Genomic DNA, 25,828 nt, shown 5'->3' on the forward strand with positions numbered 1-25,828 from the left:
GACGGCGGCGGATGCCGGTCGTGCCACGCGCGGAGGGGTCGGCCACGGTCTTCGTGGTCCTGCGGCGCATGCGCGCCCCGCTCATCACGCTCATCGTGATCTTCGCGATCAGCGTGCTCGGGTTGTCGCTGGTCCCCGGGCAGGACGCGAACGGGCAGCCGGCGCGGATGAGCGTCTTCGACGCCTTCTACGTCATGAGCTACACGGCGACGACGATCGGCTTCGGCGAGATCCCCAACGCCTTCACCTACGCCCAGCGGATGTGGGTCACCGGCGCCATCTACCTGACCGTCATCGGCTGGGCCTACGCGATCGGTGCCCTGCTCGCGCTGCTGCAGGACCGGGCGTTCCGGCAGGCGCTGGCGCTGCGGCACGTCTCGCGCAAGGTGACGGCGCTGCGCGAGCCCTTCCTGCTCATCGCCGGCTACGGGGAGACCGGTGAGACCCTGGGGCGCGCCTTCGACACGCTGGGCCGCCGGTTCACCGTCGTCGACATCGCCGACGCCCGCATCGACGCCCTCGAGCTCAACACCTCCCACGCCGACGTCCCCGGCCTGGTCGGCGACGCGCGCGACGCGCACGTGCTCGGTGTCGCCGGTCTGGGGCACCCGTACTGCGAGGGCGTGCTGGCGCTCACCAACGACGACGAGGCCAACCTGGCGGTCTCGATGGCGGCCGCGCTGCTGCGCCCCGACCTGACCGTGGTCACCCGCACGACCTCGTCGGTGGTGGCCGAGCGGATGCGCCGCTTCGGGAACCCGACGGTCATCAACCCCTTCGACCGGTTCGGGGACCACCTGCGGCTGGCCCTGCGCGCCCCGTCGTCCTACCAGCTGACCACCTGGCTGGAGAGCGGCCCCGGGGCCGAGCTGCCGCCGCGGGCCGACGCCCCGGCCCCCGGCCGGTGGGTGGTGTGCGGCTACGGCCGGTTCGGCCGGCAGTTCGCCGCCGACCTGAGCGCCGAGGGCCTGGAGGTGACCACGGTCGACCCGCAGGACGACGAGGCCACGGTGCTCGGCGACGCGTCGGAGCCCGAGGTCATCCGGCGGGCCGACCTCACGACCGCGGTGGGCCTGGTCGCCGGCACCGACAACGACACGACCAACCTCTCGCTGGTCGCCGAGGCGCGGCGCGCCAACCGGGAGCTGTTCGTCGCCGCCCGGCAGAACCAGCCGACCAACGCGGCGCTGTTCGCGGCCATGGAGCCCGACGCGCTGCTCGTCCCCACCCAGGTCGTCGCCCACGACGCCTACGCCCGGCTCAGCACGCCGCTGCTGTGGCGCCTGCTCCGCGAGCTGCCGCAGCAGACCGACGCGTGGTCGGCCGGCGTCGTCGACCGGCTGGTCGACGCCTGCGGTCGGCACCTCGAGGCGCTGTGGAAGGTGCGGCTTACCGACACCGAGGCACCGGCGCTGCGGCCGTGGCTGGCCACCGGCCGGCTGGCGCTCGGCGACCTGCTGCGCAGCCCGGCGCGCCGGGACGAGCCCCTGGCGGTGGTGCCCCTGCTGGTGCTGCGCGGCGAGGAGACCCTGCTCGCCCCCGGTGACGACCTGGTGCTCGAGCCCGACGACCAGCTGCTGTGCGCCGGGCGGGCCGGCATGCGCCGCGCACTGGAGACGACGCTGCTGGTCGACGGTGTCGCCGAGTACCTGGTCACCGGCCGCCAGGTGCCGACCAGCTGGATCTGGCGGCGGCTGTCGCACTCGACGCCGGTGGTGGAGCCGACCTCCGCACCGTGAGCCCCCGCGGCGCGTCGCCGCGTGGACCGCCGCGGCGGCGGGTAGGGGCGGGCCCGGTACGGAGGTGCCCGGCGATGGGGGAGACACGTGGCTGACCGAGGGCTCGCCCGACGGGTGATGGACGTCCTCCCCGGCAGGGGGGACGCGGTCCGGGCGCCGGAGCTGCGGACCGACGGCGGCCGCTCCGCCTCGCGCCTGGAGCTGTTCTTCGACCTGGCCTTCGTGCTGGTCGTGGCGGAGCTGGCGATCGCGCTGCGCGAGGACGTGACCTGGCACGGCTACCTCGTCTTCGCCGGGCTGTTCGCCACGGTCTGGTGGTCGTGGATCAGCTCGACGCTCTACGCCAACCGCTTCGACCACGACGACGTCGTCTACCGGCTCTACAAGCTGGGCAGCATGGCCGCCGTCGTCGGGCTGGCGGCGTCGGCGTCGGAGGCGACGGGGAAGCGCTTCGCCGTCTTCGTGGCCTGTCACCTCCTGCTGCGCCTCATGCTGGTGCTGCAGTACCACCGCGCGTACCGGCACGTCGTCGAGGCCCGGCCGCTCACCCGGCTGTACCTGGCCGGCGCGGCCGCGGGCGCGGTGCTGTGGGCGGTGTCGCTGGCGGTGCCGCGGCCGGTCGGGTTCGCGCTGTGGGCGGCCGCGATCCTGGTCGAGGCGCTGGTGCCGCTGCTGGCCACGCGGTCCTCGGCCGACGTCCCGCTGCACGTCGAGCACCTGCCCGAGCGGTTCGCGCTGTTCACCATCCTCGTCCTCGGCGAGCCGGTCGCCGGGGTGGCGCACGGGCTCTACGACGCCGAGTGGTCCGGGGCGGCGCTGCCGGTGGCGGTGCTGGCGTTCGTCCTCGCGGCGGCCCTCTGGTGGAGCTACTTCGACCTCGCCGGCGCGCGGGCCAAGCGGCTGCTCGGCGAGGCGGGGGAGTCCAACAGCGCGCACTCCCACGACGTCTACGTCTTCGGGCACCTGCCACTGGCACTCGGGCTGGCCACCGTCGGCGCCGGGGTGGAGCTCGCCGTCGTCGAGGCCGCGGCCGGGGAGGTCCCGGCGGGGACCCGGCTGCTGCTGGCCGGCGGGGTGGCGGTCTTCCTGGTCTCGGCGAGCGTCACGGCCTCGGCCATGACGGACTCCCGCCACGGCTGGTGGTGGCCGGTGCTGGCCGCGGCGGTCGCGCTGCTCGACGTGCTGCTGGAGCTGCCGGCCGTCGTCGTGGTCGGCGCCCTGGCCGCGCTGGTCGTCGTCGTCGTGGTGGCCGGCTCGCTGCAGCGGTCGGCGGGCGAGCTGGCGACCGAGGAGGTCTGAGCCTGCTCGGCCCACCGCACGGCGGCGGACCGCCGGCGACGCTCCGGCGGCAGGGACCTCCGGCCCTGGGGAGGCTGCGCCGGCGCGGGTGAGCCTGGCCGGACGGACGACGGGAGGACGGCACGGAGCAGCAGGAGTGGACCCGGGTCGTGGAGGCGGCGACGCGGGCGCCGTCGATCCACAACACCCAGCCCTGGCTCTTCCGGGCGGACGGGGACCGGCTGCAGGTGCGGACCGACCCCTTCCGCGCGCTGGCCACCCTCGACCCCAGCGGCCGGCAGCGGGTCCTCAGCTGCGGGGTGGCCGCGGAGTCCGCCGTCGTCGCGCTGACCGCGGCCGGGTGCGCCACGGACGTCGAGGTGCTGCCCGAGGCCGGCGATCCCGACCTGCTGGCCACCGTCATCGTCACCGGCGGGTACGAGCCGGACGAGGAGGACCGGGTGCTCGGGCAGGCCATCACCGCCCGGCACACCGAGCGGGCGCCGTTCCTGCCGCGGGCCGTGCCCGACGAGCTCGTCGACCGGTTGCAGGCGACCGCCGGGGCCTTCCGCGTGTGGCTGCGGCCGATCAGCGGGGTCAACGAGGAGGTGGCGACGGTGTCCCTGCTGTCCCGCGCCGAGGAGATCGAGCAGGGCCAGCCGGAGTACCTCGCCGAGCTGGAGCGGTGGGTGCGCACCGACCCCGCGGCCGTCGACGGGGTCCCGGTCGCGGCGGTGCCGGGCGAGGACCCGGCGACCCGGCCGTCGAACTGGCTGGTCCGCGACTTCGTCGTCGGCTCGCGCCCGGCCGCTGGGCCGGGTGCTGCTGGAGGCCACGGCCGCCGGGCTGGCGGCCTCCCCGCTCACCCAGGCGCTGGACTGGCCGGCGACGCGGGCGCAGCTGCGCTCCCGCCTCGCGCTCGGCGGGCACCCGCAGGTGCTGCTGCGGCTGGGCCACCCGGCCGGCGCCGTGCCCCGTCGACCAACCGGCGCCCCGTGGCCGAGGTCCTCGCCTTCGCCGGGTGACGGCGCGGGCCGCAGCGGGGACCTCGGACCCTTCCGCACGGGCGGCTCCCCGGGTGGGATGAGGTCACCCGGCCGCGTGGACCGGCGAGGAGGTGCGCCGTGGACCCGACGCCGCGGACGCCGCAGGGTGGCGTCGTCGTGGGGGTGGACGGCTCGGCGTGCGCCCGGGCGGCGCTGGCCTGGGCCGGCGGCCTGGCCGCGCGCGGTGGCCTGCCGCTGACCGTGGTGCGGGCGTGGAGCATCCCGACGGCGCCGCGACCGGACTGCTGGGAGCCGGGCTACGTGCCGCCAATCTGGGAGTACGAGCGGGCGGTGCTGGCGGCGCTGGCCGACGACATCGCCGCGGCCGGCCTGCCCGAGGAGCTCCCGGTCGAGCGCCGCGCCGAGCACTGCGCCCCGGTCGACGCGCTCGTCGCCGCCTCGTCCGGCGCGGACCTGCTGGTCGTGGGCGCGCGGGGCCGGGGTGGGGCGCGCGGGCGGCTGCCGGGGTCGGTCGGCACGTCGGTGCTGCGGGCGGCGCACTGCCCGGTGACCGTCGTCCGCGCGGGCACCGCGCTGCGGCCGGGCTGGGCGGAGCGGGTGCGCGCCTGAACGAGGCGGTCCGTGCGGCCGCCGTCGGTACCGAGGACGCCCGGGCCGTGCCCGGGCCGGTCGAGGGGAGAGGGACATGGACCCGTCGGAGTCCCGCGGGGCGCGGGAGGGCGCGTGGGAGATGACGCCCGGGGAGAAGCTCATGGCGCAGTGGGAGGCGCAGCACGACGTCGCCGCCCGCGGGCACCGCTGCGACCCGCTCGGCGTCCAGCACCAGCTCAGCCGCGCCCGGGTCGCGGAGCGGACGCACGCGCGCGCACCCCGCCCGCGCGCCACCGGCTCGACGGCCGCCGGGGCGACGAAGGGCACCTCCGGGGCGGGGACCGTGTCCGGGACCGCCGCGGCGGCCCGGCCACCGGAGGTCGCGCCCACCGGAGCGGGCCCGGCACACGAGGCCCCGGCACACGAGGCCCCGCGTGAGGCCCCGGCACACGAGGCCCCGGCACGCGAGGCCCCGGCGCACGCGGCCCCGGCACACGCAGGTCCGGCCCACGCGGCGCCGACGGAGCGGCGGCACCCGTGGCTGCACCGGCTGACGCGCCGCGGTGACCACTCCTGAGGTGACCGGCGCGCGGCGGCCGCTGCCCGGGGAGCGTGCTCCCGGGCGGACCGGCTGACCCCCTGCTGGCGACGATCATGGCGTCGTGACGGGGTTACGCCGGTCACCGACGGCGTGTCGCGGTTCCAGCTCCGTGATCGTCCGGGGGTGGGGCGGCCCGCGGCCGGCCGAGCAGCGCCGCGGCGCGCGTGCCGCCGAGCCGGGCCGCCGTCCGCAGGAGGTGTGCGCGCTGGGCCGGCGGCAGGGCGGTGAAGGTGCGGGCCATCGCCGCGGCCACGGCGGCGGGGGAGGAGCCGACGTCGAGGTAGGCCGCCCAGGTCCGCTCGGGGAGCGTGAAGAAGGCGGCGAAGAACGCGTCGGTGGCCCCGGTGTCCAGCGGCAGCAGCACCTCCAGGCCCAGCCCGAGCAGCCCGGCCGTCGTCCGGGGGCGGGCGGCCCGCACGGCCCGCCGCGCGGCCGGGACGCCGCCGTCGGCGAGCGCCGCGGCGACCCGCGGGCCCAGCCGCAGCGAGGAGGCGACGCTGTAGCCGGTGGCCGGGTGCACCAGCCCGGCCGCCGCGCCCACCGGCGTGCCGGCGCCGCCGGCCCGGGGCGGGGCGTCGAGCGGGATGGCCACCCGCTCGGGCCCGCCGGCGGGCCGCAGGCCGTGCGCGCCGAGCAGGGCGGTCAGCCGGGCACGCAGGTCGGCCAGTGGCACCGGTGGACGGGCGGCCAGCGAGGTCGCCTCCAGCAGGACGGTCCCGTCGTCGAGCGGGAGGCCGTAGAGGAACGCCGGCGGCGCGGCCGGGTCGGTCAGCGCCGCCCAGTCCATGAGCAGCGCCCCGCCGGGCGGGACCAGGTCCTCGACCGGGCCGGCCACCACCTCGCCCCAGGCCCGCTGCTGGGCGGTGCCGGGGCCGCCGCCGCGCGCGTCGAGGACCAGGCGGGCGGCCAGCTCGCGCCCGTCGGCGAGGACGGCGACCTCGCGCCCGCCCTCGGCGCGCAGCCCCGTCACCCGGCCGGGCACGACCTCCCCGCCGGACGCCCGCAGCCGGCCGAGCAGGGCAGTGTGGACGACGCCGTTGCGCAGCCGCGCGTACCGCCGCGCCAGCCGCCGCTCGCCGCCCGCGGCGGTGCGCACCACGGTGGGGGAGTACGCCGCCGCGACGGCGGCCGGGTCCAGCCCGAGCCCGGGCGCGGCCCCGTCGAGCTCGTCGGCCCACAGGCAGTAGGTGGCCGGCCAGGGCGACAGCGACGCGGCGACGACGGCGGTGCGCAGCCCGGCGGCGGCGCAGGCGGCCGCGGCCGACAGCCCCGCGGGCCCGGCCCCCGCGACGACGACATCGAGGGGAGGCACCGCGGCAGCCGACCACACCCGCCCGGGAGCCGCACCACCGGCCCCGGACACGACGGTGCCCGCCGCCCCGGGGAGGGGACGGCGGGCACCGGGGCCGAGGACGTCAGCGGGTGGAGCCCGCCGCCGCCTTGCGCAGCGCGTCGCCGGCGTCGCGCTCGCCCGGACCGGCGTTGGTCGCGTCGGCCGGCAGCTCGTCGTCGGACGGGCCGTCGTGGTCGTCGATCATGGTCGCCTCGTCGAACGGGGAGTCGCCCGACAGCGCCGCGGACAGCTGCTCGCGGTCGAGCTCCTTGGTCCACGTGGCGATCAGGACCGTGGCGATCGCGTTGCCGGCGAAGTTGGTCACCGCGCGCGCCTCGGACATGAACCGGTCGATGCCGACGATCAGGCCGACCCCGTCGAGCAGGTCCGGACGGTGCGCGGACAGGCCGCCGGCCAGCGTGGCCAGGCCCGCACCAGTGACGCCGGCGGCGCCCTTCGACGCGATGATCATGAAGACCAGCAGCCCGATCTGCTCGCCGACCGTCAGCGGGTCGCCCAGCGCCTCGGCGATGAACAGCGAGGCCATCGTCAGGTAGATGGCGGTGCCGTCGAGGTTGAACGAGTAGCCCGTCGGGACGACGATGCCCGCGACCGGCGCGCTGACACCGGCGTGCTCCATCTTGGCGATCAGGCGCGGCAGGGCGGTCTCCGACGACGAGGTGGAGACGATCAGCAGGAACTCGCGGCCCAGGTACTTCAGCAGCGAGAAGACGTTGATCTTGGCGACCAGCCGCAGGATCAGGCCGAGGATGACGAAGACGAACACCGCGCAGGTCGCGTAGAAGCCCAGCATGATGATCGCCAGGCTCTTCAGCGCGTCGATCCCGGTCTCGCCGACGACCGCGGCGATGGCACCGAAGGCGCCGATCGGGGCGACCCACATGACCATCGCGAGGATGCGGAAGACCAGCTTCTGGAAGTGCCCGATGCCGCGCAGGAGCGGCTCGCCGGCGCGGCCCATGGCCTGGATCGCGAAGCCGGTGAGCAGGGCGACCAGCAGCGCCTGCAGCACCGAGCCCTCGGTCAGCGCCGACACCAGCGTGGTCGGGATCAGGCCGAGGATGAAGTCGGTGGTGCCGCCGGACTCCTCGGCCGTGCCGGCCAGCTCGGCGCCCGCGCCGCGCAGCTCGTCGGACAGCTGCAGCCCGTCACCGGGGTGCAGGATGTTGCCGACGACCAGGCCGATCGCCAGGGCGACGGTCGACATGAGCACGAAGTAGCCGAGCGCCAGACCGCCGATGCGGCCGACCTTGGCCGCCTGCCGGATGGCGCCGATGCCCAGCACGATGGTGCAGAAGATCACCGGCGCGATGAGCATCTTGATCAGCCCGACGAACGCGGTGCCGAGCCACTTGAGCGAGACGGCGAACTCGGGGAACGCGAAGCCGACCGCGATGCCGAGGACGACGGCGGCGATGACGGCGATGTAGAGCCAGTGCGTACGGTCACGCTTGCCGGCCGCGGTGCCAGCTGCCATGAGTGCTCCTGGTGAGTCGAGGACGGCGCCCGGGTCGGGCGGGTGGTCGCTCCCAGTGGGCCGGACGCCGTGACGGGCGTCACGCATGCGTTCATTGCGTTCACGAGGTGGACCCCGGCGACCACGGCCTCCGTGTCGGGCCGCCGGGCGGGGACACTGCGGAGCGTGCCGATCCTCTCCCGCCGGACGCGGGCCCGCACGGGGACGAGCCTGGCCCGGCAGCTGCTGTGGCTGCAGGCGCTGGTCCTGCTCGCCGTGGTGGCGACGGCGACGGTGGTCGCCTACCTCGACGCACGCGCGGCCGTGCAGCGCGCCGCGGAACAGCGGACGACCGCCGTGGTCGAGAGCCTGGCCGACTCGCCGCTGGTGGTCGACGCCGTCACCGCCGGCGACCCGACCGCGGTCCTGCAGGCCTTCGTCGAGCAGGTGCGCGCCGACACCGGGCTGTCGTTCATCACCGTGATGGCGCCGGACCGCACGCGCTTCACCCACCCGGACCCGGCGCAGATCGGCCGGCCCTTCGTCGGCACGATCGCCCCCGCGCTGGCCGGGCGGACCTTCACCGAGACCTACACCGGCACGCTGGGCCCCTCGGTGCGCACCACCGGCCCGGTCCTGGACGCCGACGGCGGCGTGGTGGCGCTGGTGTCGGCCGGCCTCACCGTCGACGTCGTCGGCGCCGACCTGGCGACCGCCGTGCCGGGCATCCTCGGCACCGCGGCGGTGACGCTGGCGGTCGGCGCGCTGGGCAGCTGGGCGGTCAGCCGCCGGCTGCGCCGCCAGACCGGCGGCCTCGACGCGACGACGATGGCCGCGATGCTCGAGCACCACGAGGCGGTGCTGCACGCCGTCCGCGAGGGACTGCTGCTCCTGGACGGCGAGCAGCGGGTGCGGCTGGCCAACGACGAGGCGCGGCGGCTGCTCGACCTCGACGGCGACCCCGCCGGACGCCGGGTCGACGAGCTGGGCCTGCCGCCCGAGCTGGCGCAGGCGCTGGCCCGCCCGCAGCGCGGCGTCGACGAGGTGCACCTGACCGACACCCGGGTGCTGCTGGTCAACCGCTCACCCACGCGCGCCTCCGGCCGGGACGCCGGCTCGGTGGTCACCCTGCGCGACCACACCGAGCTGCAGGCGCTCACCGGGGAGCGCGACAGCGTCCGCGCCTTCGCCGAGTCGCTGCGCGCCCAGGCGCACGAGGCGGCCAACCGGCTGCACGCCACCGTGTCGCTGGTGGAGCTCGGCCGCAGCCGGGAGGCGGTGGAGTTCGCCACCGCGCAGCTGGCCTCGGCGCAGCAGCTCACCGACCGGGTGGTGGGCGCGGTCGAGGAGCCGGTGCTCGCCGCGCTGCTGCTCGGCAAGGCCGCCACCGCCGCCGAGCGCGGGGTCCACCTCGACGTCGACCCCGGCACGGCGGTCGGCGTCACCGGCATCCCGGGCGGTGACCTGGTCACCGTCGTCGGCAACCTGCTCGACAACGCCATCGACGCCGCGCTCTCCGGCGAGCCGCCGCGGGAGGTGCAGGTCGGCGTCTGGGAGGACGGCGACCGGCTGGAGGTCCGCGTGGAGGACAGCGGTCCCGGGCTGACCGAGGAGGAGGCCCGGCTGGCGTTCCGGCGCGGCTGGTCGACCAAGACCCACCCGGACGGCGCCCCGGCCGGACTGGGCCGCGGGCTCGGCCTGGCGCTGGTCGAGCAGGTGGTCCGCCGGCACGGGGGCACGGTGTCGGTGCGGCCGGGCCCGGGCGCGGAGTTCCGGGTGTCGCTGCCGCTGCGGACGCCGGCGCGGGTGCCCGAGCAGGTGACCCCGTGATCACCGTGCTCGTCGTCGAGGACGAGCCGGTCGCCGCCGAGGCCCACCGCGCCTACGTCGACCGCACCGACGGGTTCACCACGGTCGGCGTCGCCCGCACGGGCGCGGCGGCCCTCGCCGCGCTGACCCGGACGGCGGTCGACCTGGTCCTGCTCGACCTGCACCTGCCCGACGCCTCCGGCCTGGACCTGTGCCGGCGGATCCGCGCGGTGGGCGCCGACGTCGACGTCCTCGCCGTCACCTCGGCGCGGGAGCTGGCCACCGTGCGGGCCGCCGCGGTGCACGGGGTCGTCGGCTACCTGCTCAAGCCGTTCACCTACCCCGCGCTGCGGGACCGGCTGATGGCCTACGCCGAGTACCGCGCGCAGCTGACCGCCGGCGGGGACGCCGCCGGCCAGGCCGAGATCGACCGGGTGCTGGGCACCGTCCGCCCGGTCCGCTCGGCGCCGCTGCCCAAGGGCATGGGCCGGGAGACGCTGGACGCCGTGGTCGCCGCCGTCCGGCAGGGGGCGGGGGTGTCGGCGGCGGAGACCGCGGAGCTCATCGGCGCCTCGCGGATCACCGCCCGCCGCTACCTGGAGTACCTCGCCGAGGCCGGGCTGGTCGACCGCCTGCCCCGCTACGGCGGCGCGGGCCGCCCGGAGCTGGAGTACCGCTGGCGCTGAGGAGGCGGCATGGACCCCGCACCAGTCGCAGTGCCCGTCCCCGGGGCCGTCCTCCCCGGGGACCTCGCCGTGCCGGCGGCGGCCCGCGGGGTGGTGCTCTTCGCCCACGGCAGCGGCAGCAGCCGGCAGAGCCCGCGCAACCGCCGGGTCGCCGACGCGCTGCAGGGGGCGGGCTTCGGCACCCTGCTGCTCGACCTGCTCACGGCCGCCGAGGAGGAGGTCGACGACCGCACCCGGGAGCTGCGCTTCGACGTCGGGCTGCTCGCCGGCCGGCTGACCGCGGCGGCCGACTGGCTGTCCGCCGCCGCCGGCCTGCCGCTGGCGGTCTTCGGCGCGAGCACCGGGGCGGCCGCCGCCCTGGTCACCGCGGCCGACCGGCCCGAGCGGGTGCGGGCGGTCGTGTCCCGCGGGGGCCGGCCCGACCTCGCCGCCGACGCGCTTGACCGGGTGCGCGCGCCGACCCTGCTGGTCGTGGGCGGCGCCGACGAGCAGGTGCTCGCGCTCAACCGCGCGGCCGCCGCCCGACTGGCGGGGCGGTGGGAGGTCGCGGTCGTGCCGGGCGCGACCCACCTGTTCCCCGAGCCGGGCGCCCTGGAGCAGGTCGTCGACCTCACGACAGGCTGGCTGTCCCGGTGGCTGCCGGCGCAGCGGCCGACCGGTCAGGCGGGGTCGCCGTCCACGTAGACCCAGCGGCCGTCCACCCGGCGGAACCGGCTGCGCTCGTCCTGCACGTGCTCGACCCCGCCGACGCGGGAGTGCGCGCGGAACGTGACCGTGCCCTCGGCGTCGAACACCCGCCCGCCGGTGGTGGCCAGCACCTCCAGCCCGGTCCAGCGCACCGCCGGGTCCACCGCCACCCACCGGGGGCGCGTGGCCGGGTCCCACGTCGCCTCGAGGTGGGCGGCGTCGCCGACGGCGAAGGCGCTGTACCGCGAGCGCACCAGCTGCTCGGCGGTGGCGGCGGCCGCCGTCCCGTCGTGCAGCCGGCCGCAGCACTCCGCGTAGGTCAGACCTGTGCCGCAGGGACAGCGTCGGGGGGCCACGCCGCCAGTCTCCGGGCCCCGTCCAGGGGCCCGCCGCGAGCGTGCGAGGGGTAGGAGGAGGACGGGTGGCCCTCCTGCAGGGGCCCGCCGCGAGCGTGCGAGTGGTGGGGGGTAGGAGGGTCCTTCGATCAGTCGGCGAGCCAGACGGCGGTGTCCGGCGGCAGGGCCACCGAGCGGCCCGGGGCGTGCACGCCCGGGCCGGAGGTCAGCAGCACCTCGCCGCGGGAGCGGACCAGCGCGGTGTCGGTGCCCATGTTGACCACGCAGCGCACCGTCCGCCCGCCGCCGGTGCAGCGGACGGTGAGGACGTCGCCGCGGGTGCTCACCGTCGCCTCGCCGGTGCCCAGCGCCGGGTGCTCGGCGCGGACGGCGAGGGCCTGCCGGTACAGGTGCAGGACCGAGCCGGAGTTGCGCGTCTGCCTCGACACCGCGTGCTGGCGCCAGGACGGCGGCACCGGCAGCCAGGGCCCGGCCGCGCCGGCGGGGGAGAAGCCCACCCCGGCCGAGGCGTTCCACGGCATCGGCACGCGGCAGCCGTCGCGGCCGGCGCGCTCGCCGTTGCTGCGGAGGAAGATCGGGTCGCGCCTGGCCTCGGCGGGGACGTCGGCCTGCGGCAGGCCGAGCTCGTCGCCGGCGTAGACGTAGGCCGAGCCCGGCAGCGACAGCAGCAGCAGCGCGGCCGCGCGGGCGCGGGCCAGGCCGGTCTCGCCGCCGCCGAAGCGGCTCACCATGCGGTCCTTGTCGTGGTTGCCCAGCACCCACGACACCGGCGCGCCCACGCGGCCGAAGGCGTCGAGGGCGCTGCCGATGGCCTCGGCGAAGGCCGGCGTCGACCAGGGGGACTTCAGCAGCCGGAACGACAGCGACTGGTGCAGCTCGTCGGGCCGGGAATAGAGGGCCACCTCGTCGAGGTCGGCCAGGCAGACCTCGCCGACCAGCATGGTGCCGGGGTACTCGTCGCAGACCGACCGCCAGCGGCGCCACACGTCGTGCACCTCGGGCTGGTTCCAGGTCATGGCCTGCTCGGGACCGTGGCCGAACAGGGTGGGGGAGTAGCTGCCCGGGTTGTCGCGCAGGCCGGCGTCCTTGTACAGCCCGTAGGCGACGTCGACGCGGAAGCCGCTGACGCCCCGGTCGAGCCAGAAGCGCAGGGTCCGCTCGAAGTCCTCGGCGACGACGGGGTCGCGCCAGTTGAGGTCGGGCTGCTCGGGGGCGAACAGGTGCAGGTACCACCGGCCGTCGGGGGTGCGCGACCAGGCCGGGCCGCCGAACAGCGAGCGCCAGTTGTTCGGCGGCTCCTCCGACGGCGGGGCGAAGTGGTAGCGCGACGCCTCGGGGCCGTCGGGGTCGGCGAGCGCCGCCTGGAACCACGGGTGCCGGTCGGAGGTGTGGTTGGGGACGACGTCGAGCACGACCCGCAGGCCCAGCTGCCGGGCGTCGGCCACCAGCGCCTCGACGTCGGACACGTCGCCGTACTCGGGGTCCACCGCGCGGTAGTCGACGACGTCGTAGCCGCCGTCGGCGCCGCCCGAGGGGTAGTGCGGGTTGATCCACAGCGCGTCGACGCCCAGCCAGGCGAGGTAGGGCAGGCGGGACCGCAGCCCGGCCAGGTCACCGATGCCGTCGCCGTTGCCGTCGGCGAAGGAGCGCAGGTAGACCTGGTAGACGACGGCCGAGCGCCACCACGGGTCCTCGGCCGCCTGAGCCGGGGACGAGGGCCAGGCAACCTGCTGCCGGCCGGCAGCGGCGCCGGCAGCGACGAGTCGAGCGGACATGCCCCTCTGATCGGCACCGGGCGGCAGGAAGCTGCCGGGCGGGAGTGCACGAACCCGGACCCCGCTGGTTGGCAACTCCGCACGAGGGCCGCCGTGCCGCTCCCGTTCCGTCCTGCCGGGGGCTGCCGCCGGCCCTACGCTGCCGCCGAGCACCGAGCGAGGGGGACCCGTGGGCCAGCTGTTCACCAACTTCCGCAACTTCGCGTTCTCCGGGAACCTGGTCGACCTCGCCGTCGGCCTGGCCATCGGCGCCGCGTTCGCGGGCGTGGTGGAGTCCCTGGTCGGCGACGTCATCCTGCCGCTGGTGGCCGCGGTGTTCGGGCAGCCGGACTTCGACGCGCTCGTGCTCACGGTGAACGGCTCGCAGATCCGCTACGGCTCGTTCCTGACGGCGTTCGTGTCGTTCCTGCTGCTGGCCCTGACGATCATGTTCCTGGTGCAGGCGATCCGGCGGGCCACGGGCCGGGAGACCGCCGGCGCCCAGGGCAGCCGTGAGTGCGACCACTGCAGGAGCTTCATCCCGGTGGACGCCTCGGTCTGCATGTTCTGCACCCGCGACGTGCAGCCGCTGGCGGAGTGACGCGGGCAGCGACCGCGACGGGGCTCACCCCGCCGGCCGGATGGGCGGACGGGGGGACGGCGTTGCACCAGCGCACGGAAGTCACGAGCCGCCGGCGAGGCGGCAGGGAGCACCACGCCATGAGCCACCACCCGTCCACCCGTCCGACCACCTGTCTGCGTCACCCGCGGCACGTCTGGATCGCCAGCTGCCCCGACTGCACCGCCTGGTACCTCGCCGGTCACAAGGCCGCGCGCGGCACCGCGACGGCAGCCCGCCAGCCGAGCGAGGACGTCAGCTCCGCGGCCTGACAAAAGGACCTCCCTGCCCCCCGCCACTCGCGAGCTCGCGGCGGGACCCTGCAGGGAGGCAGGGCGAACGGCGCCCCCCACGGTCCGATCCGTGGGGGGCGCCGTCGCGTGTCGGAGGACCGGACGCGGGGAGCGTGGGTGCCCGGGCCTGGTTCACTGGCCGTTGAACGCTTGACCACACGGGGCGTCCGCGCCCACGACCCGGGAGGAGACCGCCGTGCACCTCGGCGTCGACAGCTTCGTGGCGGCGGTGACCGACCCCTCGACGGGGCACGTCGTCGGCCCCGCGGAGCGCATGGAGCACCTGCTCGAGGAGATCGAGCTCGCCGACCGGGTGGGGCTGTACTCGTTCGGCATCGGCGAGCACCACCGCCCGGAGTACTACGACTCCGCGCCGCCGGTCATCCTGGCCGCCGCGGCCGCCCGGACCTCCCGCATCCGGCTGGGCAGCGCCGTCGCCGTGCTGAGCGCGGCCGACCCGGTCCGGGTGTTCCAGCAGTTCGCCACCCTCGACCTCATCGCCAAGGGCCGCATCGACCTGGTGGTCGGCCGCGGCTCGTTCACCGAGGCGTTCCCGCTCTTCGGCCTGTCGCTGGCCGACTACGACGAGCTCTTCGACGAGAAGCTCGACCTGCTGCTGCGCATCCGCGCGTCCGAGACCGTGACGTGGTCGGGGCGGCACCGGCCGGCGCTGACCGGGCAGGGCGTCTACCCCCGCCCGGTGCAGGACCCGCTGCCGATCTGGGTCGGCGTGGGCGGCTCGCCGGAGTCCTTCGTCCGCGCCGGGCTGCTGGGCCTGCCGCTCATGGTCGCGATCATCGGCGGCGAGCCGCGGCAGTTCGCGCCGCTGGTCGACCTCTACCGCCGCGCGGGCGCCCAGGCCGGGCACACGCCCGAGGCGCTGCAGGTCGGGCTGCACGTGTTCGGGTACGTCGCCGAGAGCACGCGGGCCGCGGCCGACACCATCTACCCCGGCTGGCACGAGATGTTCGCCAAGATCTCCCGCGAGCGCGGCTTCGCCCAGCCCAGCCGCGCCCAGTTCGACGCCACCAGCGGCCCGAACGGCGCGTTCTTCATGGGTGACCCCGACACCATCGCGGCCAAGCTGCTGCGGGTCTCCGAGCAGCTGGGCGGGGTGCAGCGCGTCTCGCTGCAGATGACCAACCCGCGCCTGGCGCACGCCGACCTGCTGCGCGGCATCGAGCTGCTCGGCGCCGAGGTCGCCCCGCAGGTCGCCGCCGGCTGACGGCCCCGGGGCCGCCGGTCAGGGCGCGACCGGCCGGCGTCCGGTGAGGGCCAGCAACTGCTCCCGGGCGGTCATGCCGTCGGAGACGGGCAGGGCCGCCGCGTACGTGCCCGTCCCGGCCAGCCGGTCGCCGAGCGCGCGCACCCCGGTCAGGGTCACCTCGACCGTCTCGGGGTCGAGGTCCGGCGTGCTGCCCACCGCGGTGGCCAGGTCCCAGCCGTGCAGCAGGGGCTCGACGACGGCGGTGTCGAGCAGAGCCGGCAGGGGGAGCTCGCCCAGGGGCGTGCGCAGGACCGCGTCGTCGGCCACCGCGGCCAGCGCGGCGACCACCTCCTGCCGGGCCCGCCGCCAGGCCGCCGTGGGATCGGGCCCTGCGCGGCCCGCGGTCCCGGGCCGGGCAGGTGTGCCCCGGAGCATCGCGGCCACCTGCGCCTGACCGTCGGCCAGGTGGCCCACCAGCTCGCGCACGTCCCAGTCGGGGCACGGTGTGGCGAGCCCCCACTGCGCGGGCCGGACGCGGGCGACGACGTCGTCCACGCGGTCCAGCGCCCGCAGGTACCGGTCGCGGGCCGTGCTCACGCGTCCGCCCGCAGGTGCGCACGGAGCGCGTCCCAGGCCGCGTCGGCGACGACCGCGGCCACCGCGCCGGCGGGCTCCTCGCCCCCGGCGGTCAGCCAGCCCCGCGCGACGTCGTTGGCCGGTCCCAGCCACAGCGCGGTGACGACGGGCAACCCGGGCTGTCCGCTCCACCCGTGCCGTCGCAACCAGGCCGCCACCTCGGCGAAGAAGCGCCGGCTGTCCTCGACCACCTCCGGGGGGATCGCGGCCCGCAGCACGGGCGGCCGGGCGGAGAGCAGCAGCACCGCGACGCGCGGGTGCTCGCGCACCCAGGCCAGGTGGCGGACGACGACGCCCCGCACCCCCTCGCGCGCGCCCGTCGACGCGCGCAGCTCCGCCAGCAGTGCGCCATCGTGCTCGACGAGACCGGCGGCGACCACGGCGGACTCGAGGTCCTGCCGGGTGGGGAAGTGGTGGAACAGGCTGCCGTTGCTCACCCCCGCGCGCAGCCGGACCTCCTGCATCGAGGTCTCCGCCCACCCGCGGTCCCGGGCGCCGGCCAGTGCCGCCCGGACGATCGCATCCCTGCTGGTCGAGCCGCGCGCGTTCATGGAGTGGCACTCTAGAGCAGCACTCCACTGAGGGAAAGGCGTCAGCTCCCGGCGAGCAGCGACCGGACGGCGTCGAGGTCGTCGGCCTCGGCCGGGGTCTTGTCCGGCCGGTAGCGGACGACGCGGGCGAAGCGCAGCGCGACCCCGCCGGGGTAGCGGGGGCTGCGCTGCACGCCGTCCAGGGCGATCTCGACCACCAGCTCCGGCCGCAGCCGCACGCCCCACGCCGCCGTCTCGGCGGCGATCCCGGGGAAGGTCTGCGTCTGCCAGTCGAGCAGCTCGTCGGTCATGCCCTTGAACGTCTTGCCGACCATCACCGGCTCGCCGCCGTCGGGGTCGCGGGCGCCGAGGGAGATGTTCGACAGCCTCCCGGTGCGCCGCCCGTACCCCCACTCGGCGGCGAGGACGACCAGGTCGAGGGTGTGCACCGGCTTGACCTTCTGCCACGCCCGGCCTCTCCTGCCCGCGGCGTAGGGCGCGTCCAGCGCCTTGACCACGACGCCCTCGTGGCCGGCGGCCAGCGCGGCGTCGAGCACCCCGGCGGCCTGCTCTGGCGTCGGGCGGCGGAGGCCGGGCATCCGCAGCGGTGCGTGCGGGTCGGCGGCCAGCAGCCCGGCGAGCGCGTCGAGGCGGACGGCCAGCGGCTCGTCGACGAGGTCGCGGCCGTCGAGGTGCAGCACGTCGAACAGGAACGGGCTGAGCAGCACCGCGGCCGTCCCGTCCGCGCCCGTCCCGGCGCTGCCGAAGCGGCTCATCGTGTCCTGGAAGGCGCGCGGGGCGCCGTCGTCGTCCAGCGCGAGCGTCTCGCCGTCGAGGACGGCCCGCTCGCACGGCAGGGCGCGGACGCGCTCGGCGAGCTCCGGGACGGCGCCGGTGACCTCGCGCAGCGTGCGGGTCCACACCCGGACGTCGTCCCCGTCGCGGTGCACCTGGATGCGCGCCCCGTCGAGCTTGTACTCGACCGTGACGTCGGCGCCGAGGTCGGCGAGCGCGGCGTCGAGCGAGGAGCCCGGGCCGGCCAGCATCGGCCGCACCGGGCGGCCGACCTCCAGCCGCACCCGCTCCAGCGCCGCGGCACCGCCGTCGAGCGCCGTGGCCGCGGTGACCGGCAGCGAGCCCGACAGCATCGCGGCCCGGCGGACCAGGTCGGCGGGCACGCCGGCCGCCGCGGCCACCGCGTCGAGGACCACGCCCTCGAGGGCGCCCTGCCGCAGCTCCCCGGTGAGCAGCCGGACGAGGAAGCGCTGCTCGTCGGCGGTGGCGGCGGTCATCAACCCGCTCAGCGCGGTCTCGCGCCGGGCGGCGGACCCGGTCCCGCCCTCGGCGGCCAGCACGGTGAGGACGGCGTCGACGCCGGCCACGGTCAGCGCGGGCGCGGCGGCGGGGTCGGACGTCAGCCGGGTCAGCGTCCGCCAGCCGACCCCGAACCGGCCCTGCAGCGTGTCGCCGGCCAGCCACGCGGTCACCGGCCCGACCTCACCGGGCTCGGCCCTCCGCAGGACGTCGGCGATCGCCCGTGCCTTGGCCGTGCGCGCGCGGGTGGCGGCCACCGCGGCGGAGGCGGTGACGACGTCGGCGAGCAGCACCCCGGCACTCTCGCACCCGGGGCCGACACGAGCCCAGGTCCGTGCACCTCCGCGGGAGTGCACGGTCGCCGTCCCCGAGCGGGGGGTCAGCGGCGCGGCAGCGCGAGCGCCGCGGCCAGGCCGGCGGCCACCACGGCGGTGCTGGCCGCGAACGCGACCTGGTAGGAGGCCACGTCGGTGAGCCAGCCGGCCACCAGCGGACCGGCCACGGCCCCGAGGTCGGCCGACATCTGGAACACCGCCACCACCCGGCCGCCCCGCACCGGGCTCACGTCGCCGACCAGCGCCGCGGGCACGCTGGCCAGCAGCGCGGCGGCCAGTCCGTAGGTCGCCATCGACAGCAGGAACACGCCGGTCGCCGGGGGCAGCGCCAGGAGCGCCAGCGCGGCCGTGCCGGTCGCCGTCCCGAGCACCAGGCTCGGCCGCCGTCCCCAGGTGTCGGCCAGCCGGCCCGAGCGCAGCAGCGCCAGCGCCTGTGCCGCCGAGCCGGCCAGCAGGCCGGCGCCGGCCCAGGCCGCGCTGCGGCCCAGCTCCTCGATGACGTAGATCGGGACCAGCGAGTTGCGGACGCCGAACAGCACCCAGCCGACGCCGAGGTTGGTGACCAGCGCCGCGACGTAGGCGCGCGAGCGCAGGGCCGACCGCAGCGGGACCGGGCCGGAGCCGGGGTCGCCGGGGACCCCGGCGGGACCCGCGGCCCGCTCGATCGCCGACGGGCGCAGCAGGACCAGCGCCACCACGCCGGCGACCAGCAGGGACGCCGCGTAGAGGAAGAAGGGCAGCCGCGGGGAGACCTCGGTGAGCAGGCCACCGGCCGCGGGTCCCACGATGCCGCCCAGGATGAAGCCGCCCTGGTAGGTGGCGGCGGCCCGGCCCCGGGAGGCCGCGGGCGCCACCCGCAGCAGCAGCGCCAGCGCGGCCACGGTGAACATCGCGCTGCCGACCCCGCCGGCGGCGCGCAGCCACAGGAAGACGGGGAACGAGGTGGCCAGCCCGGCCAGGCCGGTGGTGACCGCGACGACCGCCAGCCCGGTGGCGAGGACGACGCGCTCCCCGAGGCGCTCGACCAGCGCGCCGCCGCCGAACGCGGAGACGAACCGGAAGAACGCGAAGGCGCTCACCGCGAGGCCGACCGCCGTCGTCCCGACGCCGAAGGACCGGGCGAACAGCGGGATGGCCGGGGCGACGATGCCGAACCCCAGGGCGACGGCGAAGGCGACGACGGCGAGCACGCCGACCTCGCGGGGGAGCCCGTCGATCCCCCGTCCCCGCACGGGCCGATGCTCGCAGGCCGATCCGGCGCGCCGGCGGGCGGTCCGGCCACGGCGCGGTCACGGTCCGGCGTGCTCACGGCCCGGGAGCCGGGTAGGGCGGGGCCGTGGACGCGCGCAGACTGGTGCTCGGTGACTGGACGCCGGTGGTCAGGGACGGCATCGACGTGCTGCGGCTGGTGGTCCTGGGCGGCGCGGTCGCCTACGCCGTGGCCGGCCGGACGGGGGCCGCGGTGGTGCTGCTGGTGATGGGGGCGGTCACCGTCGTCGCCCGGCTGGTGAACCTGCCGCGGGTCTACGACCTGGCGGTGACGGCGGGGATGGCGCTGCAGGGGTTCGGCGAGACGCTGGGGCTCTACGACCGGTTCGTCCGCTTCGACGACCTCGTGCACTTCACGCTGCCCATGCTCACCGCGCCCGTCGTCTACATCGCCCTCGCCCGCCTCGACGTCGTCCCCGACCCCCGCGACGAGACCCACCTGCGGCACTACGTGGGCATCGCCGTCGTGACCGCGGCCCTCGGCGTCACGATCGGGGCGCTGTGGGAGGTCTACGAGTGGCGCTCCGACGCGTGGCTGGGCACCCAGCTCTCCGAGGGCAACGACGACACGAACGGCGACCTGGTGCGCGACACCCTGGGCTCGCTGGCCGGCGCCGCGCTCCTGGTCGTGTGGGCGCGCTTCGGCTGGGGCTCGGTCCGGCGGATCCCGGGCGTGAACACCCACGAGGAGGTCAGCGCCTGACCGGAGCGGGTACGGGGGAGCCGTGCTCACCCGTCGCGGCCTGCTGCTCGCGACCGGCCGGGTCGCCGGCGCCGCACTGCTGGCCGGGTGCGGGATCCAGGTGCCGGGCGCCCCGCCCGCGGCCGGGGACGCGGCCACCCTGACCGCGCGCCCGGGAGCCGCGCCCGGCGCGCCGCCCCCGCCGCCGGGCACCCGCCCGCTCGGCCTCGAGCAGACCCGCGACGCGCTGCTGCACGTGCCGGCCGCGGGGGTGACCGGGCCGGTGCCGCTGGTCGTCGTCCTGCACGGCGCGGGAGGGGACGCGGAGTCCGGGCTCGCGCTGCTGCGGCCGCTCGCCGACGAGCGGGGGCTGCTGCTCCTCGCGCCCGCCTCCCGGGAGTCGACCTGGGACGCCGTCGTCCGGGGCTACGGCCCCGACGTGGCCGGCGTCGACCGGGCGCTGGCGGCGGTCTCCGGCACCGTCCCGGTCGACGCCGCGCGGGTCGCCGTCGCCGGCTTCTCCGACGGCGCGTCCTACGCCCTCGGCCTGGGACTGGCCAACGGCGAGCTGTTCCGCCGGGTCGTCGCCTTCTCCCCGGGCTTCGTGCCCCCGGGGCCGCGCACCGGGCGGCCGCCGGTCTTCGTCTCCCACGGCACCGCCGACGAGGTCCTGCCGATCGACCGCACCAGCCGCGAGGTCGTCCCCGAGCTCCGCGACGACGGGTACGACGTCACCTACCGGGAGTTCGACGGCGGCCATGTGGTGCCGCCGGAGGCGGCCCGGGAGGCGGTCGACCGGCTCGGGGGCTGACCCGGTCGCCGGGCCGCGGGCGGGGGCGGTCATGGAGCGGGCACGGGCGGTCGCACAGGGTCACCGACAGGCGGTGCCGAGCGGGTCCCGCGGGTCCGCGCGGGGAACGCCGGGGTAGGTGGCGGGCTCCCGCGTACGCCTCTCACCAGGAGTGACTCATGGCAGAGCAGCCAGCGACGACGAACGTCTCCCAGCCGGTCACCGACGACAGCATCAAGGTCCGCCAGCTGAGCCACTACCAGTTCTCCTGGACCGCCCAGGAGCCCGGCTCACCGGGCGTCTACACCCTGCAGCTGGTGCTCGACCAGGGCGCCTGGGAAGAGGTCCTCACCCTCTCGCCCGACGACGCCGACGCCCTGCAGGACATGCTCCGCGACAGCGGCGTCGTCCACTACGACGTCGGCCGCCGGGTGCTGATGTTCGGCACGACGCCGGTCTCGGGCTAGGTGGCGGAGCCGGTCCCCGGCTGACCCGGTCGGGCGGTCACCGCTCCTCCGGGTAGGGCGGGGCGCTGTCGGCGACGACGGCGCCCCGCTCGCCCAGCGGCCGCTCGGGCCCGACCGTGGAGTCCCGGGACGTCTGCCGCTCGGCCTCGGCGTTGACCACCGCGCCCAGGACGACCAGGAACACGCTGAGCCACAGCCACGCCATGCTGATCGCCACGCCGGCCAGCGAGCCATAGGTGGCCTGGTAGTTGCCGAGGCTCTGCACGTAGGCGAACAGCGCCGCCGACGTCGCCAGCCACAGCACCGTCGTGAGCACCGCGCCGCCACTGATCCACCGCCAGCGCGCGTCCTTCCGGTCGGGGGCGCAGCGGTAGAGGACGGCGAGCACCGTCGCCATCAGCAGGGCCATGCCCAGCCAGACGGCCACCGGCGCGACGGCCCGGACCGGGCCGGGCGCGCCGTCGAGTGCCTCCGACACCAGGCCCGCCACGGTGATCAACGCACCCAGCAGCACCGCACCGCCGAGCACCAGCACCAGCCCGAGCCCGCTGCGGCGCAGGAAGCTGCGGGTCTCCTCCTCGTGGTAGGCGAGGGTCAGCGCGTCGACGAGGTAGGTGGCCGCGGTGGTCGCCGTCCACAGCGCCGCCGCCAGCCCGGCCAGGCCGCGCCAGGTGAGCACCTGGCCGGAGGCGGCCGTGATGGTGGTCAGCTGCTCGGCGACCAGGGGTTCGAGGTCGGTGGGGAGCATGCCGGCCACCGCCGACAGCTGCTCGAGCGCCTCCGTCGGCGTGGTGACCGCGCCGTAGATCGACAGCGCCGTCACCAGCACCGGGGCGATCGACAGGATCGCGAAGAAGGCCACCGCGGCGATCAGCGCCATGAGCCGCTCGTCGAACGAGTGCCGGACGGCGCGCCGGACGACCCGCCACCAGCCCCGCGGCGGGATCCGGTGCGGCGAGACCGCGTCGTGCGGCCCCGCCCCGTGCGGCCCCGCGTCGTGCGGCGCTGCCTCGTCCGGCACCGCGCCGTCGGTCACCGTGTCGTCCGGCCGGGGGCGTGCCGACCCCACCGGTGTCCCCGTCGCGGCCCCGACGCCGCGCGCCTCCGCCATGGGGGGAGTGTGCTCCGGCTCCCGGTCCCCGGCACGCTCCCGTCCGGTTCTCCGCACAGGGGATCCCCGGACGGGCACCCGGGCCCCGGACCGGGGTCGGTTCCGGGCGCTCCCCGATGTGCCGGGGCACCCGTCCCCGGCAGGCTCACTGCCATGACATCGACCCCCTTCCCCACCCCTGAGACCGTCTCCCCGCAGGCCGTCCCGCCGCAGGCCGTCCCCCCGCGGACGGGGCGGCCCCAGCTCCGGCGCAGCCGCTCCGACGCGGTGCTCGGCGGCGTCAGCGGCGGCCTGGCCGCGCACACCGGCACCGACCCCGTGCTCTGGCGGGTGGCGTTCGTCGGGCTCACCGTCGCCGGTGGTGTCGGCGCCCTGCTGTACCTGCTGCTGTGGGTGCTCGTGCCGCAGGAGCCGCTCGGCCCCGGCGAGACCGCCCGCCCGGTCGACCGGTTCGTCGACGACCTGCACGTCCGGCTCGCCGGTCCCACGGCCCGGCGGGACTGACCGGTCGCTCAGCCGGCCAGGTGCGCCTGCTTGGGCGCCAGGCCCTGCAGCGCCTCGGCGGCCACCCGGTCCCGGGACGCGCCGGAGGCCGCGACCACCGCGGCGCCGACCAGGCCCTCGACCAGCGGCGCGGGGGAGAGCACCACCCGCGCCCGCTGGTCGTCGTCGAGGAACTCCAGCGCGGTCTCGGCCGACAGGACGGCGCTGCCGAGGTCCATGAGCACGACGACGCCGTCCCCGCCGTCCGCGGCGGTGACCGCGTCGGCGATCGCGGTCGCGTCGGTGCCCAGTCCGCCGTCGACGTCGCCGGCCGCGACGCCGACGGCGAGCTCGCGGCCGGGCAGCATGCCGCGCGCCAGCTCCACCGCCGCCTCGGCCAGCGCGCGGCTGTGCGAGACGACCACCAGCCCGACGGTCACGAGCCGCCGGCCAGCGCGGTCGCGGCGGCCTGCACCAGCAGCGCCGCGGAGGTGGCGCCCGGGTCGGCGTGGCCGGCGCTGCGCTCCCCGAGGTAGCTCGCCCGGCCCTTGCGGGCGACCAGCGGCACGGTCGCGTCCCGCCCGCCCGCGGCCGCCTCCGCGGCGGCCCGCAGCGCGTCGGGCAGGTCACGGCCCTCGGCCAGCGCGGCGTCGAGCGCGTCGCAGGCCGGCGTGAGCGCGTCGAGCATCGTCTTGTCGCCGGGCTCGGCCTTGCCGCGGGCGGCCACCCCGTCGAGCCCGGCCCGGACCGCGGCGGCGAAGGCGCCGGCGTCGCCGCCGTCGAGCGCGCCGGCGGCCCGGAGGAAGAACGTGCCGTAGAGCGGGCCGCTGGCCCCGCCGACCGTCTTGATCAGCGTCGTCGCCACCGTCTTGAGGACCGCGGCGGGGTCGTCGGCCGGTCCGCCCTCCAGCGCCGCGACCACCGCGGTCATGCCGCGGTCGAGGTTGGCGCCGTGGTCGGCGTCGCCGATGGCGGCGTCGAGGCGGGTCAGCTCGTCGCGCTGCTCGTGCACCAGCCGGGCGAACTCGGTCACCCACGCGGTCAGGCCGGCGGCGTCGACCGGGACGGCCACGCTCAGCCGCCCCAGCGCAGCGCCGGGGTGCGCACCGGCGCGTCCCACAGCCGCAGCAGCTCCTCGTCGGCCCGGAGCAGGGTGACCGAGCAGCCGGCCATGTCCAGGCTGGTCATGTACGAGCCGACGAGGTTGCGCGCGATGCCGACGCCGGACTTCTCCAGGACGGCGGCCACCTCGGCGTAGACCACGTACAGCTCCAGCAGCGGGGTGGCGCCCATGCCGTTGACGAAGGCGATGACGCCGTCGCCGCCGGTGAGGTCCAGGTCGGCGAGGATCGGCTCGACGAGCATCTCGGCGACCTCCCGGGCCGGCGCCAGCGGCACCCGGCGCCGTCCGGGCTCGCCGTGGATGCCGATGCCGATCTCCATCTCGTCCTCGGGCAGGTCGAACGTGGGCCGGCCCGCGGCCGGGACGGTGCACGAGGTCAGCGCCATGCCCATGCTGCGGCCGGTGGCGTTGACCCGGCGGGCGACGTCGGCGACCTCGGCCAGCGGCCGGCCCTCCTCGGCGGCCGCGCCGGCCAGCTTCTCGAGCAGCACGGTGACGCCGACCCCGCGCCGTCCGGCGGTGTAGGTGCTGTCCTGGACGGCGACGTCGTCGTCGGTGACGACGGCGACGACCTCGGTGTCGGACTCGGCGGCCACCAGCTCGGCGGCCATCTCGAAGTTCATGACGTCGCCGGTGTAGTTCTTCACGACGTGCAGCACCCCGGCGCCGCCGTCGACGCCCTGGGTCGCGGCCACGACCTGGTCGGGCACGGGCGAGGTGAACACCTCGCCGGCGCAGGCCGCGTCGAGCATGCCGGCGCCGACGAAGCCGGCGTGCATCGGCTCGTGGCCCGACCCGCCGCCGGAGACCAGCCCGACCTTGCCGCGCACCGGGGCGTCCCGGCGGAGGACGACCCGGGTCTCGTGGTCGACCCGCAGCTCGGGGTGGGCGGCGGCCATGCCGCGGAGTGCGTCGGCGACGGCGTCGGCCGGGTCGTTGAGCAGCTTCTTCACCGGGGCTCCCGGGGGATCGGCCCTGCTGGGGTGACCGCGGTCACGTGACGTCCGGAGGCTAGGGACCGGGCAGCGGACTCCACAAGACCGGGCCCGGACCCGTCCGGCGCCCGTGCCGACCGGCTCGGCGACACTGGTCGCGTCATGGGGACGGCAGGCGGTGCGACGGCGGACGGCGGGGGACCGGGCAAGCCGCTGCCCGACGTGGTCGCCCCGGACCTCGACGTCCTGTTCTGCGGCATCAACCCGTCGCTGCTCTCCGCCGCCCGCGGGCACCACTTCGCCCGCCCGGGCAACCGGTTCTGGCCGGCGCTGCACCTGGCCGGGCTCACCCCGCGCCGGCTGGCACCGGAGGAGGACCGCGAGCTGCTCGACCACGGCCTCGGGGTGACCAACCTCGTCGACCGGCCCACCCGGACCGCCGCCGAGCTGCGACCCGACGAGCTGCGCGACGGCGCGGTGGCGCTGGCCGCCCTGGTCGCGCGCCACCGCCCGCGGGTGGTCGCCGTCCTCGGCATCACCGCCTGGCGGCTGGCCACCGGCGAGCGGGCGCGGACCGGCTGGGGCCGGCAGCCCGACCGGCTGGGCGGCGCGCAGACGTGGGTGCTGCCCAACCCCAGTGGTCTGAACGCCGCCTACCAGCTGCCCGACCTCGCCCGGCTGTACGGCGGGTTGCGGGCGCCCCGCTCCTAACCGCT

At 76.9% G+C, this 25,828-nt stretch carries 28 protein-coding genes; 16 read left to right on the forward strand and 12 right to left on the reverse strand.

Annotation, left to right across the window (positions count from 1 at the left end):
• The first annotated feature begins 11 nt into the window (after positions 1-11).
• The 5 genes from JOD57_RS23635 (at position 12) to JOD57_RS23655 (ending at position 5,192) form a co-directional block, all read left to right on the forward strand.
• A complete protein-coding gene (locus JOD57_RS23635) occupies positions 12-1,739 on the forward strand; it encodes a potassium channel family protein (RefSeq protein ID WP_239568761.1) in 1,728 nt (575 codons plus the stop codon).
• Between the two features lie 87 nt (positions 1,740-1,826).
• The gene (locus JOD57_RS23640) at positions 1,827-3,038 is read left to right on the forward strand and encodes a low temperature requirement protein A (RefSeq protein ID WP_204694254.1); all 1,212 of its coding nucleotides are present in this window, start codon (positions 1,827-1,829) and stop codon (positions 3,036-3,038) included.
• Between the two features lie 149 nt (positions 3,039-3,187).
• Positions 3,188-4,042 (forward strand): nitroreductase family protein, encoded by an 855-nt coding sequence (locus tag JOD57_RS23645; protein WP_204694255.1) that lies wholly within the window; start codon positions 3,188-3,190, stop codon positions 4,040-4,042.
• Between the two features lie 99 nt (positions 4,043-4,141).
• Positions 4,142-4,633, forward strand: coding sequence for a universal stress protein (locus JOD57_RS23650; protein WP_204694256.1), 492 nt, complete (start codon positions 4,142-4,144; stop codon positions 4,631-4,633).
• A 76-nt stretch (positions 4,634-4,709) separates the two neighbouring features.
• Positions 4,710-5,192, forward strand: coding sequence for a hypothetical protein (locus tag JOD57_RS23655; RefSeq protein ID WP_204694257.1), 483 nt, complete (start codon positions 4,710-4,712; stop codon positions 5,190-5,192).
• Between the two features lie 103 nt (positions 5,193-5,295).
• Here the strand turns inward: JOD57_RS23655 and JOD57_RS23660 are convergent, their stop codons facing one another.
• Positions 5,296-6,528 carry a lycopene cyclase family protein gene (locus JOD57_RS23660; RefSeq protein WP_204694258.1) on the reverse strand — a complete coding sequence of 411 codons (1,233 nt, stop codon included), beginning with the start codon at positions 6,526-6,528 and terminating at the stop codon, positions 5,296-5,298.
• A gap of 103 nt (positions 6,529-6,631) precedes the next feature.
• A complete protein-coding gene (locus tag JOD57_RS23665) occupies positions 6,632-8,047 on the reverse strand; it encodes a cation:dicarboxylate symporter family transporter (protein ID WP_204694259.1) in 1,416 nt (471 codons plus the stop codon).
• A 165-nt stretch (positions 8,048-8,212) separates the two neighbouring features.
• Between JOD57_RS23665 and JOD57_RS23670 the strand changes: the two genes are divergently transcribed.
• The 3 genes from JOD57_RS23670 to JOD57_RS23680 are packed head-to-tail and all read left to right on the forward strand — an operon-like array spanning position 8,213 to position 11,205.
• Complete coding sequence (locus JOD57_RS23670; protein ID WP_204694260.1) at positions 8,213-9,856, forward strand: sensor histidine kinase; 1,644 nt, start codon at positions 8,213-8,215, stop codon at positions 9,854-9,856.
• On the forward strand, positions 9,853-10,521 hold the full coding sequence (locus tag JOD57_RS23675; protein WP_204694261.1) for a response regulator: 669 nt from the start codon (positions 9,853-9,855) through the stop codon (positions 10,519-10,521). The genes JOD57_RS23670 and JOD57_RS23675 overlap by 4 nt, the downstream gene beginning before the upstream one ends.
• 9 nt (positions 10,522-10,530) lie before the next feature.
• Positions 10,531-11,205, forward strand: a complete 675-nt coding sequence (locus JOD57_RS23680; protein ID WP_204694262.1) for a dienelactone hydrolase family protein — start codon at positions 10,531-10,533, stop codon at positions 11,203-11,205.
• Here JOD57_RS23680 and JOD57_RS23685 read toward each other — a convergent pair.
• Positions 11,181-11,564, reverse strand: a complete 384-nt coding sequence (locus JOD57_RS23685; protein ID WP_204694263.1) for a YchJ family protein — start codon at positions 11,562-11,564, stop codon at positions 11,181-11,183. The two genes, JOD57_RS23680 and JOD57_RS23685, sit on opposite strands and share 25 nt — an antisense overlap.
• 128 nt (positions 11,565-11,692) lie before the next feature.
• Complete coding sequence (locus tag JOD57_RS23690; RefSeq protein ID WP_204694264.1) at positions 11,693-13,339, reverse strand: glycoside hydrolase family 13 protein; 1,647 nt, start codon at positions 13,337-13,339, stop codon at positions 11,693-11,695.
• 169 nt (positions 13,340-13,508) lie between these two features.
• On the opposite strand from JOD57_RS23690, the gene mscL reads away from it, so the two are divergent.
• From mscL to JOD57_RS23705, 3 genes are all read left to right on the forward strand, one after another.
• On the forward strand, positions 13,509-13,919 hold the full coding sequence (mscL, locus tag JOD57_RS23695; protein ID WP_204694265.1) for a large conductance mechanosensitive channel protein MscL: 411 nt from the start codon (positions 13,509-13,511) through the stop codon (positions 13,917-13,919).
• Positions 13,920-14,038: 119 nt separating this feature from the next.
• Positions 14,039-14,209 (forward strand): hypothetical protein, encoded by a 171-nt coding sequence (locus tag JOD57_RS23700; protein WP_204694266.1) that lies wholly within the window; start codon positions 14,039-14,041, stop codon positions 14,207-14,209.
• A 217-nt stretch (positions 14,210-14,426) separates the two neighbouring features.
• The gene (locus JOD57_RS23705; RefSeq protein ID WP_204694267.1) at positions 14,427-15,455 is read left to right on the forward strand and encodes an LLM class flavin-dependent oxidoreductase; all 1,029 of its coding nucleotides are present in this window, start codon (positions 14,427-14,429) and stop codon (positions 15,453-15,455) included.
• Positions 15,456-15,473: 18 nt separating this feature from the next.
• Here the strand turns inward: JOD57_RS23705 and JOD57_RS23710 are convergent, their stop codons facing one another.
• The 4 genes from JOD57_RS23710 to JOD57_RS23725 form a co-directional block, all read right to left on the reverse strand.
• Positions 15,474-16,034: a TIGR03086 family metal-binding protein gene (locus JOD57_RS23710; RefSeq protein ID WP_204694268.1), complete on the reverse strand. Its 561-nt coding sequence runs from the start codon at positions 16,032-16,034 to the stop codon at positions 15,474-15,476.
• Entirely contained in the window at positions 16,031-16,624 is a 594-nt protein-coding gene (locus JOD57_RS23715; protein WP_204694269.1) for a TetR/AcrR family transcriptional regulator, read from the reverse strand. The genes JOD57_RS23710 and JOD57_RS23715 overlap by 4 nt, the downstream gene beginning before the upstream one ends.
• A gap of 41 nt (positions 16,625-16,665) precedes the next feature.
• Entirely contained in the window at positions 16,666-18,210 is a 1,545-nt protein-coding gene (locus JOD57_RS23720; protein WP_204694270.1) for an ATP-dependent DNA ligase, read from the reverse strand.
• 86 nt (positions 18,211-18,296) lie between these two features.
• The gene (locus JOD57_RS23725) at positions 18,297-19,484 is read right to left on the reverse strand and encodes an MFS transporter (RefSeq protein ID WP_204694271.1); all 1,188 of its coding nucleotides are present in this window, start codon (positions 19,482-19,484) and stop codon (positions 18,297-18,299) included.
• A 104-nt stretch (positions 19,485-19,588) separates the two neighbouring features.
• Between JOD57_RS23725 and JOD57_RS23730 the strand changes: the two genes are divergently transcribed.
• From JOD57_RS23730 to JOD57_RS23740, 3 genes are all read left to right on the forward strand, one after another.
• Entirely contained in the window at positions 19,589-20,224 is a 636-nt protein-coding gene (locus tag JOD57_RS23730; protein ID WP_204694272.1) for a DUF2238 domain-containing protein, read from the forward strand.
• A 22-nt stretch (positions 20,225-20,246) separates the two neighbouring features.
• On the forward strand, positions 20,247-21,014 hold the full coding sequence (locus tag JOD57_RS23735; protein WP_204694273.1) for an alpha/beta hydrolase: 768 nt from the start codon (positions 20,247-20,249) through the stop codon (positions 21,012-21,014).
• A gap of 158 nt (positions 21,015-21,172) precedes the next feature.
• Complete coding sequence (locus tag JOD57_RS23740; RefSeq protein ID WP_204694274.1) at positions 21,173-21,460, forward strand: hypothetical protein; 288 nt, start codon at positions 21,173-21,175, stop codon at positions 21,458-21,460.
• A 37-nt stretch (positions 21,461-21,497) separates the two neighbouring features.
• On the opposite strand, the gene JOD57_RS23745 is transcribed toward JOD57_RS23740, so the two are convergent.
• Positions 21,498-22,571 carry a YihY/virulence factor BrkB family protein gene (locus tag JOD57_RS23745; RefSeq protein ID WP_204694275.1) on the reverse strand — a complete coding sequence of 358 codons (1,074 nt, stop codon included), beginning with the start codon at positions 22,569-22,571 and terminating at the stop codon, positions 21,498-21,500.
• A 153-nt stretch (positions 22,572-22,724) separates the two neighbouring features.
• Between JOD57_RS23745 and JOD57_RS23750 the strand changes: the two genes are divergently transcribed.
• Entirely contained in the window at positions 22,725-23,075 is a 351-nt protein-coding gene (locus JOD57_RS23750) for a PspC domain-containing protein (protein ID WP_204694276.1), read from the forward strand.
• A gap of 8 nt (positions 23,076-23,083) precedes the next feature.
• Here JOD57_RS23750 and dhaM read toward each other — a convergent pair whose 3' ends face one another.
• From dhaM to dhaK, 3 genes are read right to left on the reverse strand one after another with little or no spacing between them, the layout of a single operon-like run.
• Positions 23,084-23,494, reverse strand: coding sequence for a dihydroxyacetone kinase phosphoryl donor subunit DhaM (gene dhaM / locus JOD57_RS23755; RefSeq protein ID WP_204694277.1), 411 nt, complete (start codon positions 23,492-23,494; stop codon positions 23,084-23,086).
• Positions 23,491-24,174 carry a dihydroxyacetone kinase subunit DhaL gene (gene dhaL / locus JOD57_RS23760; protein WP_307824898.1) on the reverse strand — a complete coding sequence of 228 codons (684 nt, stop codon included), beginning with the start codon at positions 24,172-24,174 and terminating at the stop codon, positions 23,491-23,493. Before dhaL ends, dhaM begins: the two co-directional genes overlap by 4 nt.
• A complete protein-coding gene (gene dhaK, locus JOD57_RS23765; RefSeq protein WP_204694278.1) occupies positions 24,129-25,130 on the reverse strand; it encodes a dihydroxyacetone kinase subunit DhaK in 1,002 nt (333 codons plus the stop codon). Before dhaK ends, dhaL begins: the two co-directional genes overlap by 46 nt.
• 144 nt (positions 25,131-25,274) lie before the next feature.
• Between dhaK and mug the strand changes: the two genes are divergently transcribed.
• Positions 25,275-25,823, forward strand: coding sequence for a G/U mismatch-specific DNA glycosylase (gene mug / locus JOD57_RS23770; RefSeq protein WP_204694279.1), 549 nt, complete (start codon positions 25,275-25,277; stop codon positions 25,821-25,823).
• Positions 25,824-25,828 lie beyond the last annotated feature (5 nt).

Origin of the sequence: Geodermatophilus bullaregiensis (assembly GCF_016907675.1) — a bacterium.
Classification (GTDB): domain Bacteria; phylum Actinomycetota; class Actinomycetes; order Mycobacteriales; family Geodermatophilaceae; genus Geodermatophilus; species Geodermatophilus bullaregiensis.